The organism is Nonomuraea sp. NPDC050478 (genome assembly GCF_044458265.1).
GTDB lineage: Bacteria > Actinomycetota > Actinomycetes > Streptosporangiales > Streptosporangiaceae > Nonomuraea > Nonomuraea ferruginea.
In genome coordinates this window covers 36,945-52,874 of record NZ_JBITHT010000007.1, presented here as the reverse complement: position 1 = coordinate 52,874, position 15,930 = coordinate 36,945, and the positions used below count along the sequence as shown (strand labels likewise).

Below are 15,930 nucleotides of genomic sequence, written 5' to 3'. Positions count from 1 at the left end.
CTCTCCTGCCCGCCCGCGCCGACCTGGTCGCGATGACGCGCCGCCCGCGACGCGACCTGCTCGCCGGGCTCACCGTCGCGATCGTGGCGCTGCCGCTGGCGCTCGGCTTCGGCATCTCGTCCGGCATGGGCGCGGAGGCGGGCCTGGCGACCGCGGTGGTCGCCGGCGCGCTGGCGGCCGTGTTCGGCGGCTCGGGGCTGCAGGTGTCCGGGCCGACCGGGGCGATGACCGTGGTGCTGGTGCCGATCATGGCCCAGCACGGCGCGTCCGGCGTGCTGACCGTCGGCGTGCTGGCCGGCCTCATGCTCATCGCGCTCGCGCTGGCCAAGGCCGGCAAGTACATGGCGCTGGTGCCCGCCCCCGTGGTCGAGGGCTTCACCATCGGCATCGCCTGCGTGATCGGGCTCCAGCAGGTGCCCGCCGCGCTGGGCGTGCCCACGCCGGAGGGCGAGAAGGTCGTCGTCGTCGCCTGGGAGGCCGTGCGGGACTTCGCGGCCCGGCCGCAGTGGTGGGCCGTCGGCATCGCGCTGGCCGTCGCCACGATCATGATCGTGGGGGCGCGGTGGCGGCCGACCGTGCCGTTCTCGCTGCTGGCCGTGGCCGCCGCCACCGTCGCCGTCGCGCTGGCGGACCTGCCGGTGGCGACGATCGGCGAGCTACCCGCCGGGCTGCCCGCGCCGTCGATCGGCTTCATCGACCCCGCCGCGCTGTCGTCCCTGATCGCCCCGGCGATCGCGGTCGCCGCGCTGGCCGGGCTGGAGTCGCTGCTGTCGGCGGCGGTGGCCGACGGCATGAGCGTCAACCACAAGCACGACCCGGACCGCGAGCTGTTCGGGCAGGGCCTGGCCAACCTGGTCTCACCCATGTTCGGCGGCGTCCCGGCCACGGGCGCCATCGCCCGCACGGCGGTGAACGTCCGCTCCGGCGCCTCCTCCCGGCTGGCGTCCCTGGCGCACGCCGGCATCTTGGCCGTGATCGTCTACACGGCGGCCGGGCTGGTGGCGAAGATCCCGCTGGCCGCGCTGGCCGGGGTGCTGCTGGCCACGGCCGTGCGGATGGTCGAGGTCGGCTCCGTCAAGGCGATGGTCCGCTCGACCCGCGGCGACGCGGTGGTGCTGGTGCTGACCGCGATCGCCACGCTGGCGCTCGACCTGGTCCAGGCCGTCATCCTCGGCCTGCTCGTGGCCGGGGCCCTGGCGCTGCGGTCGATCGCGCGCAACGTCCGCCTGGACGCGATGCCGATCCACGACGACCTGACCGGCGACCATACCGACCAGGAGCTCGACCTGCTGGCCGAGCACATCGTCGCCTACCGGCTGGACGGGCCGCTGTTCTTCGCCGCCGCGCACCGCTTCCTGCTGGAGCTGTCGGAGGTGGCCCACGTGTCGGTGGTGATCCTGCGCATGTCCCGCGTCACCACCATCGACGCCAGCGGCGCGCTCGTCCTCGGCGACGCCATCGCGCGCCTGCGGCACCGCGGCATCACCGTGTACGTCTCCGGCATCAGGAACGGGCACCACAAGCCGCTGCGCGCGCTGGGCGTGATCGAACGGCTGGCGGAGGAGGGCCGCGTGTTCGCCACCACGCCGGAGGCCATCGCCGCCGCCCGCGACCACCTCCACCACAAGGGCGTCATCCCCGCCACCACCGGCTGAGGCCCACGGGTTGCCGTTATGGCAAAGATGTTTGCGATCAGGTGGGGTGCGGGCAGACCATTTCCCCGGAAGGGGAGGTGTCATGAGTCGTACGTACGAGGTGGTCGTGGTCGGCGGTGGGGTCGCCGGGCTGAGCGGGGCGGTCACGCTGGCCAGGGCGCGGCGGACGGTGCTGGTGGTGGACTCGGGCCGGTCGCGCGAGGAGCCCGCGATCCCGGGCGTGGGGCGGGAAGAGGTGGCGCGGTACGGGGGCGAGGTCGCCGACGGGACGGTCACCGAGGTCGGGCGGGTGGACGGCGGCTTCCGCGTCGCGCTGGCCGGCGGTTCCTCGGTGGTGGCGCGGCGGCTGCTGGTGGCCACCGGGGTGAGCGAGGAGCTGCCCGGCGTGCCCGGCCTGGCCGGGCGGTGGGGGCGGGACGTCGTGCACTGCCCGGACCGCCACGGCTGGGAGATGCGCGACCGGCGCGTCGCCGTGCTCGCCACCGGCCCGATCGCGGCGCACCAGGCGCTGACGTGGCGGCAGTGGAGCGCGGACGTCACGCTGTTCCTGCACACCGCGCCCGAGCCTGCGGGCGAGGAGTACGAGCGGCTGGCCGCCCGCGACATCGCCCTGGTCAACGGGAAGGTCACCGGCCTGGAGGTGACCGGAGACGCGCTCACCGGCGTCACCATGGCCGACGGGCGGGTCATCGCCTGCGAGGTGCTGGTGGTCGCCCCGCGCGCCTCCGCCCGGGCCGGCTTCCTCGCCGGGCTCGGCCTGGAGACCGAGGAGCAGCGGGTGGCCGGCGTCCCGGCCGGCGTGCGGCTGGCCGCCGACGCCACGGGCGCGACCGGCGTGCCGGGGGTGTGGGCGGCGGGCGGCGTCACCGACGTGACCGAGACCGCGCTGGGCGCCGCCGCCGCGGGCGCCCGCGCGGCCCGTGCGGTCAACGCCGACCTGATCGCCGAGGAGGCCCGCCACGCGGCCGAGACCCGTCCCGTCCCGTTCTCCGCCGAGGCGGAGCGCGGGGTCTCCGAAGGCGTGCAGAAGCGGCGCCTGCACAACAGGTACGCGGCGGACCAGGAGATGTCCGGTCAGCAGTGGTGGGACGCCCGCTACAGCGGGAGCACCCGGGTCTGGAGCGGCCGGCCGAACATGATCCTTTCCAGGGAGGTCCCGGCGCTGACCCCCGGCACCGCGCTCGACCTGGGGTGCGGTGAGGGCGGCGACGCGATCTGGCTCGCCGGTCAGGGCTGGCGCGTCACCGCGGCCGACATCTCGGGCGTGGCGCTGGAGCGCGCGGCCCGGTTCGCCGCCGAGGCCGGGGTGGCCGATGCGATCGACTTCCAGCGGCACGACTTCGGCGCGTCCTTCCCCGCGGGCAGCTACGACCTGGTCTCGGCGCACTACCTGCATTCGTACCAGGACCTGCCGCGCGAGCGGATCCTGCGCGCGGCAGCCGGTGCGGTCGCGCCCGGCGGCGTGCTGCTGATCGTCGGCCACGCCGGGTGGCCGTCATGGCAGGACGACCACCCGGACGTGCACCTTCCGACCGCGCGGGAGGTGCTGGACTCGCTGGAGCTGGCGGAGGGCGAGTGGGAGGTGGAGCTGTGCGAGGAGTTCGAGCGCGCCCAGGACGCGCCCGACGGCACCCCCGGCACCCGCACCGACAACGTGCTCAAGATCCGCCGACTGGACCCGGGCCGATGATCACGCGACCATGAGATGTGCTCACATCGTTCTGGTACGCCAATCCCGCCGCCCGCCACTGGAGCTGCGCGCTCCCGTCGGACCAGGCCAGGAAACTCCACGCCAAGCTGCCCGGCTACTCCCCCACCCCCCTCACCGAGCTGCCCGCGCTGGCCGGAGACCTGGGCGTGGGGCGGGTGCTGGTCAAGGACGAGTCGTCACGGCTGGGGCTGCCGGCGTTCAAGGCGCTGGGGGCGTCCTGGGCGATCCACCGCATCCTGGAACGGCGGGAGGGGCCGCTGACGCTGGTCACCGCCACCGACGGCAACCACGGCAGGGCCGTCGCCCGGATGGCCCGGCTGCTCGGGCAGCGGGCGCGGGTGTTCACCCCCGGCGGCGTGCACCCCGAGGCCGTGGCGGCCATCGCCGCCGAGGGCGCCGAGGTGACCGAGGTGCGCGGCAGCTACGACGAGGCGGTGCAGCGGGCGGCGTCGGCCGCCGGGGAGCCGGGCGCGGTGCTCGTGCAGGACACGGCCTGGGCCGGGTACGAGGAGACGCCCGGCTGGATCGTGGAAGGGTACGCGACCCTCTTCGCGGAGCTGGACGAGCAGCTCGGGGAGGCTCCCGGGCTGGTGGCGGTCCCGGCGGGCGTCGGCTCCCTGGCCCAGGCGGCGGTCGCCCACTACCGGGCCCGGCCGGGCGGCACCGCCGTCATGACCGTGGAGCCGGAGACCGCCGCGTGCGTGCTGGCCAGCCTGCTGGAGCGGCGGCCGGTGCGCGTCGAGACCGGCGACACCATCATGGCGGGGCTCAACTGCGGCACCCCGTCCAGCCTGGCCTGGCCGTACCTGCGTGACGGCCTGGACGCGGCCGTCGCCGTCGGGGACGCCGACAGCACCCGCGCCGCGAGAGAGCTCCTGGCTCTGGGCGTCGACGCGGGACCGTGCGGCGCGGCCTCGCTGGCCGGGGTCCGGGCCGCCCTGGACTCGGCCGAGCGCCGCGCGTCGCTCGGCGTGCGGCCGGGCTCCACGGTGGTGCTGCTCAACACGGAGGGGACCACGGCGAACCCGGCGCTCTGCCCCGCGGGCAAGGACTGACCGCGGCTTTCAGCGGACTCTCAGACAGTGGCGGTATCCAGGAGGCCATGGACGCGAAGGTGCTGGTCGTCGACGACGAGCCGAACATCCGCGAGCTGCTCTCCGAGGCGCTGCTGCTCAACGGCTTCACCGTGACCACCGCGTCCAGCGGGTGGCGCGCGATGGACGCGGTGGCGCGGGAGAGGCCGGACATCGTGGTGCTCGACGTGATGCTCCCCGATCTGGACGGGTTCGCGGTCGCCCGGCGGCTGCGGGAGCGTGGCGAGAGCCCGATGGTGCTGTTCCTGACCGCCAAGGACGCGGTGTCCGACCGGATCGCCGGGCTCACCGCGGGTGGCGACGACTACGTGACGAAGCCGTTCAGCCTGGAGGAGGTGGTGCTGCGGGTCCGGGCGATCCTGCGCCGCGCCCGCCCGCCGGAGGACCGCGCGGGCGACGGCGTGCTCCGCTACGCGGACCTGGAGCTGGACGAGGAGGCGCACCAGGTGCGGCGGGCGGGCCGGGCCATCCACCTTTCGCCGACCGAGTTCAGCCTGCTCCGCTACCTGATGGTCAACGCCGAGCGGGTGGTGTCGAAGGGGCAGATCCTCGAGAGCGTGTGGGACTACGACTTCGACGGCGACAGCCGGATCGTCGAGTCGTACATCAGCTACCTGCGGCGCAAGATCGACGTGCTCGGCCCGCCGCTGATCCACACGCTGCGCGGCGTCGGCTACCGGTTGCGGGACCCGTCATGAGACGGGTCGTGAACCGGCCGTGGCCGCTGCGGCACCGGTTGCTGGCGGCGCTGGTCGGCCTGTCCGCCGCCGGGCTGGCGATCTTCGCGGTGTCCGGGGTGCTGCTGCTGGACCGTTCGCTGATGGCGCGGGCGGACGGCCAGCTCGCCGAGTTCGCCGACCGGGTCGGCAGGCGCCCGCCGCCGATCGCGCCGCCGCCGCGCCCTGACGAGGTGCGGGTGCCCACCCGGTTCGACGTGGACGTCTACAGCCCGGCGGGGACGCTGCTGGAGGACGTCCCCACCGGCGCCCAGGACGGCCCGGCCGTGCCCGCCGAGCTCGTCGCCGGGCCGCCGCGCGGCCCCTTCACCGTGCCGGGCGAGGACGGCACGGGCGATTGGCGGGTGCTCGTCGTCCCGCTGCCGGACGGCAACCGGGCGGCGGTGTCGATGTCGCTGGAGTCCGACGACTCCACCGTGCGGGAGCTGCTGGTCATCCAGCTCGCGGCGGGCGGGCTGGTGCTGGGCCTGCTCGCCGCCGCCGCCCTGGCGGTGGTGCGGCTCGGGCTGCGCCCGCTCACCCGGATGGAGCGTACGGCCGAGGCCATCGCGGCCGGCGACATCGACCGCAGGGTCGCCGACAGCGACCCGCGCACCGAGACGGGCCGGCTCGGCACGGCGCTCAACGTGATGCTCGAACGCCTGGCCCGCGCGCTGCGCGAGCGCGAGCGCTCCGAGCGGCGGCTGCGCCACTTCGTCGCCGACGCCTCGCACGAGCTGCGCACACCGCTCACCTCCATCCGCGGCTTCGCCGAGCTCTACCAGCACGGCGACGCGCCCAGGGACCCGGCGGCCGAGCGGCTGCTGCGCCGCATCGGGAGCGAGGCCGAGCGGATGGGCGTGCTGGTGGAGGACCTGCTGCTGCTCGCGCGCCTGGACCAGGAGCCCGCGCTGGAGCTGACCACGGCCGACCTGCACGTGCTGGCAGGTGACGTGGTGCACGCCGCGCACGCCCGCGACCGCGACCGTCCGGTCCGCCTGACGCTGTCCGACCGGCCGGTGCGGGTGAGGGGCGACGAGCACCGGCTGCACCAGGTCATCGCCAACCTCGTCGGCAACGCGCTCACCCACACCGCGCCCGGCACACCGGTGCGGGTGACGGTCGGGCACGCCCGTGTCGGCCCGCCCGAGGGCGTGCACGCCGGGCCGGGACCGGCTCCGGGCACCGAGGCCGCGCTGGTGGAGGTGGCCGACGAGGGTTCGGGCATCGACGCCGAGCACCTGCCGTACGTGTTCGACCGGTTCTACCGCGCCGATCCGAACCGCTCCCGCGACCAGGGCGGCACCGGCCTGGGGCTGGCCATCGCCGCCGCGCTCGTCAGCGCCCACGGCGGCCGGATCGAGGTTTCCAGCTCCGGGCGGGGCACCCGCTTCCGCGTTCTGCTCCCGTCCGCCTGACCTTCGCGGCGGGTTCACACACTATTCCCAGGTTCGTTGGGTCACATATCGGCATGCTGCGCCTTTTCAACCGGTACGAGATCAAGTACCTGATGGACGCGGGCCTCGTGGACGAGCTGCGAGAGGAGCTGGAGCGGCGGCTCGACCGGGACCGGCACTGCCCGGACGAGGGCTACGCCATCTGGAGCGCCTACTACGACACCCGGCACCTCCGGTTCTACTGGGAGAAGATCGAGGGCCTGAGGTTCCGCCGCAAGCTGCGCATCCGCCACTACGGCGACCGTTTCTCCGCCGCCGGGGACACGCCCGTGTTCGTGGAGATCAAGCAGCGGGTCAACCGGGTCACCCAGAAGCGGCGGGTACGCGTGCCGTACCTCGACGCGCTGCGGCTGTGCGACGGCCGCGAGATGATCGCCCACGAGCCGTCCCAGCGCGCCTTCCTCGAAGAGGTGCTGGACCTGGTCTGCCGCCTGGACCTGCGGGCCACCGCCATGACCGGCTACACCCGCCACGCCTACCTGGGCAGGGACGCCGACACCGGGCTGCGGGTGACGTTCGACCGGCGGGTGCGGGGCCGCGACCGCGACTTCGGCTTCGGCACCGACGCGCGGAACCGCTTCATCGTCCCGCCGCACAAGGCGATCATGGAGGTCAAGGCGAACGAGCGCGTCCCGTATTGGCTGACCGACCTGACCGCCAAGCGGAACCTGCAGGTCGTGCGGGTCTCCAAGTACTGCCAGAGCATCGAGGCGCACGGGCTGGCCCCGCGCTCCGTCTTCCACGTCCCCGATCATGATCTCTCGGAGGCATGACCCCCATGGACTTCTCGTTCCAGGATCTCTCGGGCACGTTCAGCGTGGCCGACGTCGCCATCGCGATGACGCTGTCGTTCGTGCTCAGCGCCATGATCGGCTGGGTGTACCGGGCGACGCACCGCAACGTCTCCTACAGCCAGTCGTACGTGCAGACGCTGGTCGTCCTCGGCATGCTCATCTCGCTGATCATGCTGGTCGTCGGCTCGAACATCGCCCGCGCGTTCGCCCTGGTCGGTGCCCTGTCGGTGGTACGGTTCCGCAACGCCATCAAGGAGACCCGCGACGTCGGGTTCATCTTCCTGGTGATGGGCGTCGGCATGGCCGTCGGCACCCGCTTCTACCTGCTGGCGGTCGTCGCCGCGGTGACGATCTCGCTGATCGTCGTGGTGATGCACCGGTTCGACTGGTTCCAGCTGAACGTGCGCCGCCAGGTCGTGAAGGTGCAGGTGCCCGCCGACGAGGACTACACCCACGCCATCCAGGACGTGCTGATCCGCCACACCGACGAGTTCGAGCTGGTCAGCATGGAGTCGATCAGGGGCGGGGCTCTCACCGAGCTGATGTACACGGTGAAGATCAAGAAGGGTGGCGAGCCGGCCGACCTGATGGCGGCCCTGCGCGAACGCAACCACGGCCAGTCGGTCACCGTCCTGACCGGCTACGACCAGACCGACCTGTGACGAGGCTCAGGCGCCGGCTGCCGGTCAGGCTCCGGCAGAACGGGAAGCTCCTCGCCGCCTGCGCGGCCTTCCTGGGCGTGTGCTGGGGGGTGTTCGGCAGCGGCACGGTCCGCCCGTACGCGGTCTCGGCGCCGGACACCACGGCCGGCGCCGTCACTCAGGACATCACGGGCACCAAGGACCTGTTCGACACCTCGGTCGCGCACCAGATCACGCTCACGTTCCGCGACGAGAGCTACCAGGACATGCTGACCGCGTACGTCAAGGACGGCGAGAAGGAGTACGTCGAAGCGGACCTGACCGTCGACGGCACCACGATCCCGAGCGTCGGCATCCGGCTCAAGGGCAACTCGACGCTGGCGGGGCTCACCTGGAAGGGGGAGAGCGCCGGCCGCCGTCCGGCCGGGAGACCCGGCGGCGAGCGCCCCGAGGGCTTCCGGCCTCCCGAGGGTTTCCAGCCACCTGACGGTTTCCAGCCACCCGACGGGAACCAGCCTCCCCGCGAGGGCCGGCCCCCTGCTGAGGGTGATGAGCAGACCGGTGACCGGGGCCGGAGGCGCGGCGGCATGGGCGGCTTCGGCGCCGCGCTGAAGGCGGAGGAGCCGGAGACGCTGCCCTGGCTGATCAGCTTCGACGAGTTCGTGGAGGGCCGCCGCTACCAGGGCCACTCGCAGGTCGCCGTCCGCCCCGTGACCGGCCGGGCCCCGACGATGCTCAACGAGGCGCTCGCCATCTCCACCGTCGGCGCCGCGGGCGAACCCACCCAGAGCTTCGCCTACAGCGCGTTCACCGTGAACGGCCGCAGCTCGGCGCCCCGCCTGGTGGTGGAGTACCTCGACGAGGGCTACGCCGAGAACCTGGGCGACGGCGTGCTGTACAAGTCGCTCGCCACCGGTTCCTTCACCTACAAGGGCGAGGACCAGACCCGGTACGCCTCCGACTTCAAACAGGTGAACAAGGTCGGCGGCACCGACCTGCAGCCCGTGATCAACCTGATCCGGTGGGTGGACGAGGCGTCCGACGAGGAGTTCGCGGCCGGGCTGCCCGCACGCCTGGAGGTGGAGTCGTTCGCCCGTTACGTGGCGCTGCAGGAGCTCATGCTCAACTTCGACGACATGAGCGGGCCTGGCAGGAACTACTACCTCTGGTACGACCTGGGCACCCGCAGGTTCCGAGTCGTCACGTGGGACCTCAACTTCGCCTACAGCGGCGACGCGTTCGGCGGCGGGCGGACGGGCAGCCACAAGCTGAAGGAACGCTTCCTGGCGACCCCCGCCTTCAAGAAGCTGTACGAGGAGCAGTACGCCGCACTCCACCGGAAACTCATGGCCGGCGGCATCCTGTCGGGCCTGCTCGACGACATCGTCCGCGGCTACAAGCTCAACGCCGGAGCCGGCGCGGTCGACGCCGACGCCGAGACGCTCCGCGCCCTCCTGCGCGAGCGCGCCGAGGCGACGAGCGCCGGCTGAACCTGCCTCATACTTCAGGACCAACGGCGAATGAGCTCTCCAGCGGGATTCGGGTCAGGGGCGGCGGTTCCTAGGTTCTCCTCATGCCATCCCTGGTCGAACTCGTCCACCGGATCGACACCGCCACCCCGCCGGGCCGTGACCGCGCCGTCGACGGGCTGCGCGCGCTGGCGATCGCCGGCGTCGTGCTGGGCCACTGGCTGGTGACCGCCCTGGTGGCCGGCGGCGACACGCTGCGCGCCGGCAGCCCGCTGCGGGTCATGCCGGAGCTGGCGCCGGTGTCCTGGGTGCTCCAGACGCTGGCGGTGTTCTTCCTGGTGGGCGGGCTGGTGAACGGCCGCCGCCGCGGCCCGTACGGCGCGTGGCTGAAGGCACGGACGGCGCGGCTGTTCCGGCCGGTCGGCGCGCTCGCGGGGGTGTGGGCGGTGGCCGCGGGCGCGATGTTCGTGTCCGGGGCCGAGCTGGAGACGGTGCGCACGCTGGGCACGCTGGTGGTGTCGCCGCTCTGGTTCCTGCTGGTGTTCGCGCTGCTCACCGCCGCCACGCCGCTGGTGTCGCGGCTGCACCCGGCGTGGCCGCTCGCCGCCGTCGCCTGCGCCGACCTCGTCCGGTACGGGCTGGGCGGGCCTTCCTGGGCGGGCTGGGTGAACGTGGTGGCCGGCTGGCTGGTGCCGTACTGCCTGGGCCTGACCTGGGCCGCGCGCGGCCTGCCGGGGAGGGCGGCCGGGTGGGGGCTGGTGGCCGGTGGCGGGCTGGCGGCGATCGGGCTGGTGGCGTGGGGCGGGTACCCGGCTGCCATGGTCGGGGTGCCGGGCGCGCCGGTGTCCAACCTCGACCCGCCGACCCTGGCCGCCGTCGCCTTCGGGCTCGCCCAGTGCGGGGCGGCGGCGCTGCTGGCCGGCCCGCTGCGGCGGCTGCTGGCCAGGCCCGCGGCGTGGGCGGCGGTGGCCGCGGTCAACCTGGCGGCGATGACCGTCTTCCTCTGGCACCAGACCGCCATGATCGCCGTCACCGTCGCCGGCCTGCACGCCGGTGGCCGCCTGCCCGGCCTGCACACGGCGCCCGACGGGCTCGGCTGGGTGGCGGCCCGGCTGGCCTGGCTGCCGGCGTTCGCGGTCGCGCTGGCCCTGTGCTGCCTGCTCTTCCACACCTACGAGCGATCTTCCGTACGGGCTCCGCGCCGTAGGGTGGAGCCGTGATCGGGACCCTGCGGTCGGACCTGTGGACGGCGGCGGCCGATCCGCTCCCCCGCATGCGCGGCCCGCGCCCGCTGGCGCGGCTGCCGCACGTCCTGGTGGTGCTGTACGCGGTCGTCATGGTCGATGCCGCGGGCGGCCACGGCGACCCCACCTATTCGCCGCTGGCGATCGGGCAGGCGGCGGCGGTGGTGCTGGCCCTGTTCCGCCCGGTCCCGGCCTGGTGGGTGTCGCTCCTGGTGATGGCGGTCGGCTCGCAGACCGGCCTGCCGGTGCGGGAGCACCCGATCTACCTGTCGCCCGGCACGCCGTTCTCGTGGTCCAGTTTCGCGGCCGCGCTGCAGGCCATGCTGTTCCTGCTGGTGGCGTTGCGGGTCAGGCCGAGAGTGCTGGCCGAGATGGTGGCGATCACCGTGCTGGTCGCGCTGGCGTTCCTGGTCGGCGAGCCGTGGGGCCACCACACGGGCGCGGCGGCGGTGTGGCTGGTCATCGTCCTGGCGGCGGCGGTCATCGGGGCCGCGCTGCGCGGCGCGCGGGTGGCCCGCACGCAGCTCGTCGTGCAGGAGGAGGTCACCGCCGAGGAGCGGGCGCGGCGGGCGGTGCTGGAGGCGCGCAACCGGATCGCCCGCGAGCTGCACGACGTGGTGGCCCATCACATGTCGGTGATCTCCATTCAGGCGCAGGTGGCCCCGCACCTGGTGGAGAACCCGTCGCAGGAGTTGAAGGACAATCTGGCGGGCATCCGGCAGAACGCGGTGGAGGCGCTCGCCGAGCTGCGGCGCGTCCTCGGCGTGCTCCGCTCGGCCGACGGACCGGCGGACGACGCCCCGCAGCCGACGCTGGACCAGGTCGACGACCTGATCGCCAAGGTACGGATTGCCGGGCTCACCGTCACCGCCACGACCACCGGCGAGCCGAGGCCGCTGTCGCCCGGCATCGAGCTGTCGGCGTTCCGCATCCTGCAGGAGGCGCTCAGCAACGCCATGCGGCACGCCCCGGGCGCCTCCGTACGGGTCGAGATCGCGTACCGGCCCGGAACGCTCGCGCTCACCGTGCGCAACACCGCGCCGCGGCGCCCGGCCCCGTCCTCGCACGGGGCCGGGCTCGGACTGCTGGGCATGCGCGAACGCGCCCACATGCTGGGCGGCGAGCTGGCCGCTGGTCCCACCCCCGACGGCGGCTACGAGGTCACCGCCGCGCTCCCCGCCGAGGACACCCCATGATCCGCGTGCTCGTCGCCGACGACCAGACGATGGTCCGCCAGGGCTTCACCGTGCTGCTGAACGCCGAGCCCGGCATCGAGGTCGTCGGGCAGGCGGTGGACGGACTGGACGCCGTCGCCAAGGTCGCCGAGCTCTCCCCCGACGTGGTGCTGATGGACATCCGCATGCCCGGGCTGAGCGGCATCGAGGCGACCCGCCGGGTCAGCGGAGCCGTCAAGGTGCTGGTGCTGACGACGTTCGACCTGGACGAGTACGTGTACGAGGCGCTGCGGGCGGGCGCCTCCGGGTTCCTGCTGAAGGACGCCTCGGCGGCGGAGCTGGCGCACGCGGTGCGGGTGGTGGCCGCCGGTGACGCCCTGCTGGCGCCGGGGGTGACCAGGCGGCTCATCACCGAGTTCTCCCGGATGGCCGGGCCCCGGCAGCGCATGGACCGCCTCTCCGGCCTGACCGAGCGCGAGACCGAGGTGCTGGCGCGGATCGCGCAGGGCCTGTCGAACGCGGAGATCGCCGAGCGGCTGGTGCTCGCCGAGCAGACGGTCAAGACCCACGTGAGCCGCATCCTGGTCAAGCTGGGCCTGCGCGACCGCACCCAGGCCGCCGTGTTCGCCTACGAGACCGGGTTGGTCCGCCCGCCGAACCCGTAGGGATTTCCGCTTATCTGCGCTTCGGCGGGCAAATGCTTCATGTCACTTCTGCGGCATGGGTGGTCGCTCGGCGTGACGGCGTGTTGACTGAAATGTGCCGGCTTCGGGTGCCGGTTCAGGAGGTGGCGGGTGGCGGCGTTGTTCGTGGGGCGTAGCGAGGAACAGGACCGATTCCGGCTGGTCCTGGCCGAAGCCGCAGGCCAGACCGACGACGGCCCCGACGAGGGATACGTCGTGTTGGTGCAGGGTTATGGAGGGATCGGCAAGTCGACGCTTTTGCGCCGGTTCGCCGAGATCGCGGCCGGGCGGCTGCCCGAGGTCTCCGCCGGCAGATTCACGGTCTTCCTGGTGGATTGGGAACGGGACCGGGAGCTGCACGCGGAGGAGTATGTGGAGTTCGCCGGCCCGGCGATTTGGCGGATCATGGAACGGATCCGCACCCGCATCGAGAACTCCACCACCGCCTGGGGGCCTGTCAAACGGCGGCGTCTGAAGGGGTTCGCCGCCTTCCAGCAGCAGGTGACCAAACTACCGGAGCTGGAAGCCGAAGCCGCCCGGCTGGGCCTGGGCAAACAAGTGGGTCATAGGCCCCTGACCTTCACGCAGATCGCCGCGATGGTCAAAGCCGGAGGAGAGATCGCCAAGGCGGCGGGCGTCCCATCAGCGATCACCGACGCCACGAGCACCGTCGCGGGCACGGGGGCGCAGATCGCCACGAGCTTCCAGCAGAACCGGGCCACTCAGATCGACCCCGCCGCCTACCGGGCACTGGTCGACCAGATCGACGGGCTGGTGACGGCATTCACCGACGGTTTGAAGACCCTGTCGCGCAAGCAGCCGGTGGTATTGGTCCTGGACACCTGTGAGCTCCTGGGTGGATCCGGGCCTTGGCTGCGGGAGGTGATGAGCCGTTCCGGCCGCCGGGTGGTATGGGTGATCGGCACCCGCCTGGAATCCGATCTCGTGGCCGCCGGAGACAGCGAATCCATCCGATACGAGCGTGAGGTGGACGAGCAACGGCTGCGGACCATCACGCTGCGCCGATTCGACGACCGCACCGCGGCCGAATACCTGCAGCAGCGGTTAGGTTCACTTCCGCCCGAACTGGACCTCGACCGAGTGATCGCGTTGACCCAGGGCGTACCCCTGGCGCTGCACATCATGAGCAAGATGATCGCCGACCAGGTCCGCACCGGCCGCCCTCTCGAACAGCTCTACGACGAGGTCGCCCCGGACGGCACCGTCTCCACCGTCGTGGCCCGGATGGCCGAGCGCTACCTCCACCACGCCACCTACGATCCCGATTCCGACCTGCACCGGGATCTGCCCGCCCTCCACGGGCTGGCCCTCGTCAACGTCGAGCAGAACCCCACCCGCCCGAGCGCCTTCCCGCCTGACCTGTTCGACTCCCCCTGGGCTCCGCGCCGCGAGGACACCGTGGTCGCGATCGACCGTGACCCCGCCATGCTCGCCGCCCTGTGGGGCATCGAGGCCGGAGACGTCGCCGCCCGCCTCCGGGAACTCGGCCGGCACCATGACTTCGTCCACAGCGGCGACGGGACCCTGCACCGCGACGTCCGTGACGCCATCCGGACCTTTCTCCTGGTCCCCAAGCACCGCGCCACCGTCACAGACATCAATACCCGCGCCGTCGACCACCTCCGGCAGCAACTCGCCGGCCATCAGCACAGCAGCATCGAGGCCCAGCTCACCGACACCGCCTGGCGCACCACCACGGCCGCCTTGCTCTGGCACACCTGCTGGATCAATCCCTCCGACGGCATCCCTGTCCTGCGGCACCTTTACGCCCCCGCCCGTGTCCTCCAGCCTTCCTACGCCCGCCTTCTGATCGGCATCACCACCTACTTCATGCCGTACCTCACCGAAAGCGACCAGAACCTCCTCACACAGCTCATGGACCTGAGCTCCCCAGTTCCTCGCCGCGCGTCAGCCAGAGCCGCCATCCACGCCCTCACGGCCGCCCCCTCCCCAGAACCTCCTCTCCTCCATGGCGACAGCCGGCCCCTCCTGCACCTTCTTCGAGCCGAGATCGCTCGCGCTCTCGGCCTCGACCTCGCGGACCAGGTCAGCTGCTTCCGCCGCGCCGCTCGTGTCTTCACGCCCGGCAGTGGTCCCACGGCCATGAAGATCGGCCAGCTCGCCCTTTCATGCACTTTGGCGGACCCCGAGACACAACCCGTACGACTGCAGAAGGCTCTGGTCGAGGCAAGAAGAATCGCTGTCCGCTACCGGCCCGACGACGTAGTCGCCCACCTCAATTTCGGGTACCTGCTGTACGACCTGGGGCGGTTCGCTGAGGCTGAAGGTGTCTACCGCACGGCCGTCAGGATCGATCCCGATTACGCCGTCGCCTACAACGGTCTCGGCAACGTGCTGCACGCCCTGGGACGGTTCGCTGAGGCTGAGGATGCCTACCGCGAGGCGATCAGGATCGATCCCGACTACGCCTTCGCCCACAACGGTCTCGGCAACCTTCTGTACGACCTGGGACGGTTCACCGAGACCGAGGATGCCTACCGCGAGGCGATCAGGATCGATCCCGACTACGCCTTCGCCCACAACGGTCTCGGCAACGTTCTGTACGGCCTGGGGCGATTCACTGAGGCTGAGGATGCCTACCGCGAGGCGATCAGGGCCGATCCCTATTACGCCTTCGCCCACAACGGTCTCGGGATCATGCTGAAAGAGCAGGGCCGATACACCGAGGCTGAGCGTGCCCACCGCAGGGCGATCGAGAGCGATCCTGGCTATGCGATCGCGCATGGGTGGCTGGGCTTGTTACTGATGTGTGTCGGGGAGTTCGAACGGGCGCGGCTGGAGCTGGAGCAGGCCGACGCCCGGCCGCGCAGCGAACTGTCACGGTGGATCCTGGACAGGGCCCACCCTCCCAGCGGTGCGTCCGTTCACACCCCGGATTCCGTGCACGCCGCCTTCGACGAGCCCCTGCCGCCTCGAACGGTTCTTCCGTCGACGTTCACGATGGCCGAGATCCGCGCGCTGGCCACGGCCGGCAAAGGCGACGGGCCGAGGGCTGTGGAGATCCTCCGGTCCGTGGTGGACCAGCGCCGCCCCAGCGATCGGTTCGTACGGCCTCTGTATGACCTGCTGGCCCGCCCCGAGCCGATCGCCGGGCTGGAGCAGCTACTGGATGTGTGGCGGGAGATCATCGCGGCGGATCCGTCGGCGGTGGGCCCGTGGGGCGGCCCGAATCCGGCCTGATCCATCCATCCACGCGGCGGCTTACGGCTTCTTAACATCCATACTCCTAAAGTACTAGGAGACTAGATG

12 protein-coding genes are annotated in these 15,930 nt (G+C 72.3%); all 12 read left to right on the top strand.

Annotated features, from left to right (window positions below):
• The first annotated feature begins 32 nt into the window (after window positions 1-32).
• The 12 genes from ACIBF7_RS33080 to ACIBF7_RS33025 all read left to right on the top strand — a co-directional run bounded on the left by ACIBF7_RS33080 (window position 33) and on the right by ACIBF7_RS33025 (window position 15,861).
• A complete protein-coding gene (locus ACIBF7_RS33080; RefSeq protein ID WP_397199124.1) occupies window positions 33-1,655 on the top strand; it encodes a SulP family inorganic anion transporter in 1,623 nt (540 codons plus the stop codon).
• Between the two features lie 82 nt (window positions 1,656-1,737).
• Window positions 1,738-3,345, top strand: coding sequence for an FAD-dependent oxidoreductase (locus tag ACIBF7_RS33075; protein ID WP_271276526.1), 1,608 nt, complete (start codon window positions 1,738-1,740; stop codon window positions 3,343-3,345).
• A 17-nt stretch (window positions 3,346-3,362) separates the two neighbouring features.
• A complete protein-coding gene (locus tag ACIBF7_RS33070) occupies window positions 3,363-4,421 on the top strand; it encodes a pyridoxal-phosphate dependent enzyme (RefSeq protein ID WP_271276525.1) in 1,059 nt (352 codons plus the stop codon).
• 47 nt (window positions 4,422-4,468) lie between these two features.
• Complete coding sequence (locus ACIBF7_RS33065; protein ID WP_219546311.1) at window positions 4,469-5,158, top strand: response regulator transcription factor; 690 nt, start codon at window positions 4,469-4,471, stop codon at window positions 5,156-5,158.
• On the top strand, window positions 5,155-6,594 hold the full coding sequence (locus ACIBF7_RS33060) for a HAMP domain-containing sensor histidine kinase (RefSeq protein ID WP_148031658.1): 1,440 nt from the start codon (window positions 5,155-5,157) through the stop codon (window positions 6,592-6,594). The genes ACIBF7_RS33065 and ACIBF7_RS33060 overlap by 4 nt, the downstream gene beginning before the upstream one ends.
• A gap of 53 nt (window positions 6,595-6,647) precedes the next feature.
• Window positions 6,648-7,406 carry a polyphosphate polymerase domain-containing protein gene (locus ACIBF7_RS33055; protein ID WP_148031659.1) on the top strand — a complete coding sequence of 253 codons (759 nt, stop codon included), beginning with the start codon at window positions 6,648-6,650 and terminating at the stop codon, window positions 7,404-7,406.
• Window positions 7,403-8,089 carry a DUF4956 domain-containing protein gene (locus ACIBF7_RS33050; RefSeq protein ID WP_271276524.1) on the top strand — a complete coding sequence of 229 codons (687 nt, stop codon included), beginning with the start codon at window positions 7,403-7,405 and terminating at the stop codon, window positions 8,087-8,089. The genes ACIBF7_RS33055 and ACIBF7_RS33050 overlap by 4 nt, the downstream gene beginning before the upstream one ends.
• Window positions 8,086-9,558, top strand: coding sequence for a CotH kinase family protein (locus tag ACIBF7_RS33045; protein WP_271276523.1), 1,473 nt, complete (start codon window positions 8,086-8,088; stop codon window positions 9,556-9,558). The genes ACIBF7_RS33050 and ACIBF7_RS33045 overlap by 4 nt, the downstream gene beginning before the upstream one ends.
• A gap of 83 nt (window positions 9,559-9,641) precedes the next feature.
• The gene (locus ACIBF7_RS33040; RefSeq protein ID WP_271276522.1) at window positions 9,642-10,757 is read left to right on the top strand and encodes an acyltransferase; all 1,116 of its coding nucleotides are present in this window, start codon (window positions 9,642-9,644) and stop codon (window positions 10,755-10,757) included.
• Window positions 10,754-11,977: a sensor histidine kinase gene (locus ACIBF7_RS33035; RefSeq protein ID WP_271276521.1), complete on the top strand. Its 1,224-nt coding sequence runs from the start codon at window positions 10,754-10,756 to the stop codon at window positions 11,975-11,977. The genes ACIBF7_RS33040 and ACIBF7_RS33035 overlap by 4 nt, the downstream gene beginning before the upstream one ends.
• Window positions 11,974-12,621 carry a response regulator transcription factor gene (locus ACIBF7_RS33030; RefSeq protein WP_271276520.1) on the top strand — a complete coding sequence of 216 codons (648 nt, stop codon included), beginning with the start codon at window positions 11,974-11,976 and terminating at the stop codon, window positions 12,619-12,621. Before ACIBF7_RS33035 ends, ACIBF7_RS33030 begins: the two co-directional genes overlap by 4 nt.
• A gap of 129 nt (window positions 12,622-12,750) precedes the next feature.
• The gene (locus ACIBF7_RS33025; RefSeq protein WP_148031662.1) at window positions 12,751-15,861 is read left to right on the top strand and encodes a tetratricopeptide repeat protein; all 3,111 of its coding nucleotides are present in this window, start codon (window positions 12,751-12,753) and stop codon (window positions 15,859-15,861) included.
• Window positions 15,862-15,930 lie beyond the last annotated feature (69 nt).